Origin of the sequence: Streptomyces sp. KR55, assembly GCF_052245645.1 — a bacterium.
GTDB classification, from domain to species: domain Bacteria; phylum Actinomycetota; class Actinomycetes; order Streptomycetales; family Streptomycetaceae; genus Streptomyces; species Streptomyces flavusporus.
This window is the reverse complement of sequence record NZ_JBQQCE010000738.1, coordinates 1-3,093: the sequence shown is the minus strand read 5'-3', so window position 1 is coordinate 3,093 and position 3,093 is coordinate 1. Positions and strand designations below refer to the sequence as shown.

At 74.0% G+C, this 3,093-nt stretch carries 3 protein-coding genes; all 3 read left to right on the top strand.

Annotation, left to right across the window (positions count from 1 at the left end):
• Positions 1 to 907: ATP-grasp domain-containing protein (locus ACTWQJ_RS49250; protein WP_443312867.1), on the top strand; the 907-nt coding region annotated here is incomplete at its 5' end.
• Positions 904 to 2,139, top strand: a complete 1,236-nt coding sequence (locus ACTWQJ_RS49245; protein WP_443312866.1) for an MFS transporter — start codon at positions 904 to 906, stop codon at positions 2,137 to 2,139. The genes ACTWQJ_RS49250 and ACTWQJ_RS49245, both read left to right, overlap by 4 nt.
• 1 nt (position 2,140) lies before the next feature.
• Positions 2,141 to 3,093: ATP-grasp domain-containing protein (locus ACTWQJ_RS49240; protein WP_443312865.1), on the top strand; the 953-nt coding region annotated here is incomplete at its 3' end.

Below are 3,093 nucleotides of genomic sequence, written 5' to 3'. Positions count from 1 at the left end.
CGATCCGGAGGCGGTGCGCACGGTCCGTACGAAGGACCTGTGCCGGGCGGTGCTGGCGGAGGCGGGTTTCCCGCAGCCCGGGTTCGCCGTCGCGGCCGGCCGGGAGGAGGCCGCGCATTTCCTGGCCGCCACCGAGGGGCCCTGGATCGTCAAGCCCCGGGACGGCATGGGCAGCGCGGGCGTCTCGCTCGTACGAGCCCGCTCGGAGCTGGAAGCGGTGGTCGCCCAGCTCGAACGCCCCTTTCTGGTCGAGGAGTTCGTCGAGGGCACCGAGTACTCCGCCGAGGGCGTCATGGTCGGCGGCAAGCCGCGGATCCTGGCCCTGACCGCCAAGCGCACCGGCGCCGGTTTCGTGGAGACCGGGCACCGCACCCCCGCCCCGCTGGACGCGGTCACGGCCGCCGCCGCGCGGGACGCGGTGGCCGGTGCGGTGACGGCGACCGGGCTCACCCACGGGGTGCTGCACGCCGAGTTCTGGGTCACGCCGGCCGGTGCGATCGTGCTGGGCGAGATCCACGCCCGCCCGGGCGGCGACTTCATCCACACCCTCGTGGAGGAGACCCACCCCGGCTTCGAGCTCTACGGCACCCTCCTGGACGACCTGCTGGGCCGCCCGGTCCCCGAACCGCCCGTCTCCCGCGGTGCCGCCGGCGCCGACTTCCTGGTCCTGGGCCCCGGCCGGGTCGCGTCGGTGACCGGCTGGGAGGCCCTCACCACGGACCCGGCCCTGGTCGCCGCCCACCTCTCGGTCCGCGAGGGCGACGTCCTGACGGAGGTCGCCAGCTCCGCCGACCGGCACGGGGTGCTCGTCGCCACGGGGCCGGACCTCGCGGCGGTCGACGCGACGCTGAGCGCGGCGAAGGCCCGGCTGGACGTGCGGCTGACCGACGTAGGAGAAGCCCCGTGACCACGACCGCCGTGAAGCCGTCCGTCGTCCCGGGTCCCGTCCGCCGTGTCCTCACCACCATCACCCTCGACTACCTCCTCTCCCACCTCGGCTACTTCACCCTCCTCCCGGTCCTCCCCCTCCTCGTCCCGCGGCTGGACCCCGCCGCCGGGGCCTGGTGGGTCGGTACCGCGCTGCTGTCGCTGACCGTCGCCGTCCGGGCCGGTTCGCTGACCTGCGGTGGGCTGTTGCAGCGGACGCCGGTGCGGGCGGCCATGGTCGGCGGGCTGCTGCTCGCGGCCGCCGCCTTCGCCGCGCTGCCGCTCGTGCCAGGGATGTGGGCCGTGGTGCTGTGCCTGGTGGTCGCCGGGTTCGGAATCATCATCAACGCGCTCACCGCGCGGGCCTACGTGGCCGTGACACTGGACGCCGACGCCGATCGCTCCACCGTCTTCTCAGCGATCCAGGTCGCCGTGAACATCTCCGCCGCGCTCGGCCCGGTCGTCGCCAACCTGCTCTTCGACGGCGCCCGTTATGGCCTGCTGCTCGGCCTGGTCGGCGCCCTGTACGCAGCCGCGGCGGTCGCCGTGACGCTCACCGTGCCGCGCGGTCTCAGGCTGTCGGACGGTGACACGCGGCCTCCGCTGAAGCTGGGCCTGCTGAAGGTCGTCGTCACCGATCCCGCCGTGCGCCGGGTGTCCCTGCTGGCGGCTGCCGGAAGCCTGCTGTACGCGCAGTTCTTCTCGGCGCTGGCCCTGCGGATCGCGGAGCTCAGCGACAGCGCCGCCGTACGCGCCGGATACTTCACGCTCAACGCCGTCCTCGTCGTCGTCCTGCAGATCCCGGTCACCGTGTGGATGAACCGCGACCTGGCGCGCGGAGTGTCGCCGATGCGCCATCTCCGGCTCGGCACCGCGATGTTCGCCCTCTCCTTCGTGCTGCTCGGCGCGGACGGCGACGGCCTGGTCACCGCGTTCGTGGCGCTCGTCGTCTTCACGCTCGCCGAGACCGTGTTCACCCCGACCGTCTCCACCGCCTTCGCGGGGCTCGGGGGCGACCGGCCGGTCGTCGAGGTGTTCAACCTGCGCCAGGTCGCCACCGCCACCGGCGAGTCGGCCGGTTCCTTCGCGGGCGGCTCGCTCTTCCTGCTCGCGACCGCGCACGGCCTCGCCGCCGGCTACTGGTTCACGCTCGCCGCCCTGGGCCTGCTGGCCGCCGCCCTCGTCCGTACGGCCCCGAAGGGAGCCCACTGACATGCGTCTGATGCTCATCGGCTACAACGACGGCGTCCTCGCCGCACTCGACGGCAGCCGTCCCGCCGGCAGTGTCGTCCTCGTCGAGGAGGCCGACCTGTGGGAGGCGAAGGGCCTCGCCGCCCGCGCCGCCGCCCACCCCTGCCTCGGCGAGGTCCGCTTCGGCCGCTACCAGCAGGACGAGCAGTTCCTGGACGTCGTACGGGACTTCGGCCCCGTCGACGCGGTGGTGGCCGGCCTCGAGTACGCCGTCGCCGCCGCCGCCCGCGCCGCCGAGGAGCTCGGACTGCCCGGACCGGGCACCAAGGCCGCCGCCGTCCTGCGCGACAAGCTGCTGCTGCGCGAGACCATGAGCGCGGCCGGACTGCCCACCCCGGCGTTCCGCGAGGTCGACTCCCCCGCCGACATCGCCGCGTTCGCGTCCGGCGGCCCCTGTGTCGTCAAGCCCGCCGGCCGACAGGCCAGCCTCGGTGTGCTGCTGCTCGACGCCGGCGCCGACCCCGAGGCGGCCTGGCGGCACTGCACCGGCGCCGACGAGGGACGCCAGCTCGCCAACCGGCCCATGACCTGGCGCTACCTCGTCGAGGAGCGGCTGTACGGGCCGGAGTTCTCCACCGAGGGGCTGGTCGACGGCGGCCGGGTCGTCTTCTGCAACGTCACCCGCAAGTACACCCTCGACGGACCGAGCCCGGTCGAGACCGGCCACACCGTCCACGCCCAGGAACCCTTCTGGGCAAGGGAGTTGCAGGCCCTCGTCGACGCCGTCGGCTACGGCAGCGGCATCCTGCACGCCGAGTGGGTGCGCACCGCCGACGGGCCCCGGCTGATCGAGTGCGCCGGGCGTCCGCCGGGCGACCGGATCATGGACCTGATCGACCTCGCGTACGACGTCAACCTCCACGACCGCTGGATCGCCACCCTCCTCGGCGAGGAGACCGGCGAGGCGCCGACTCC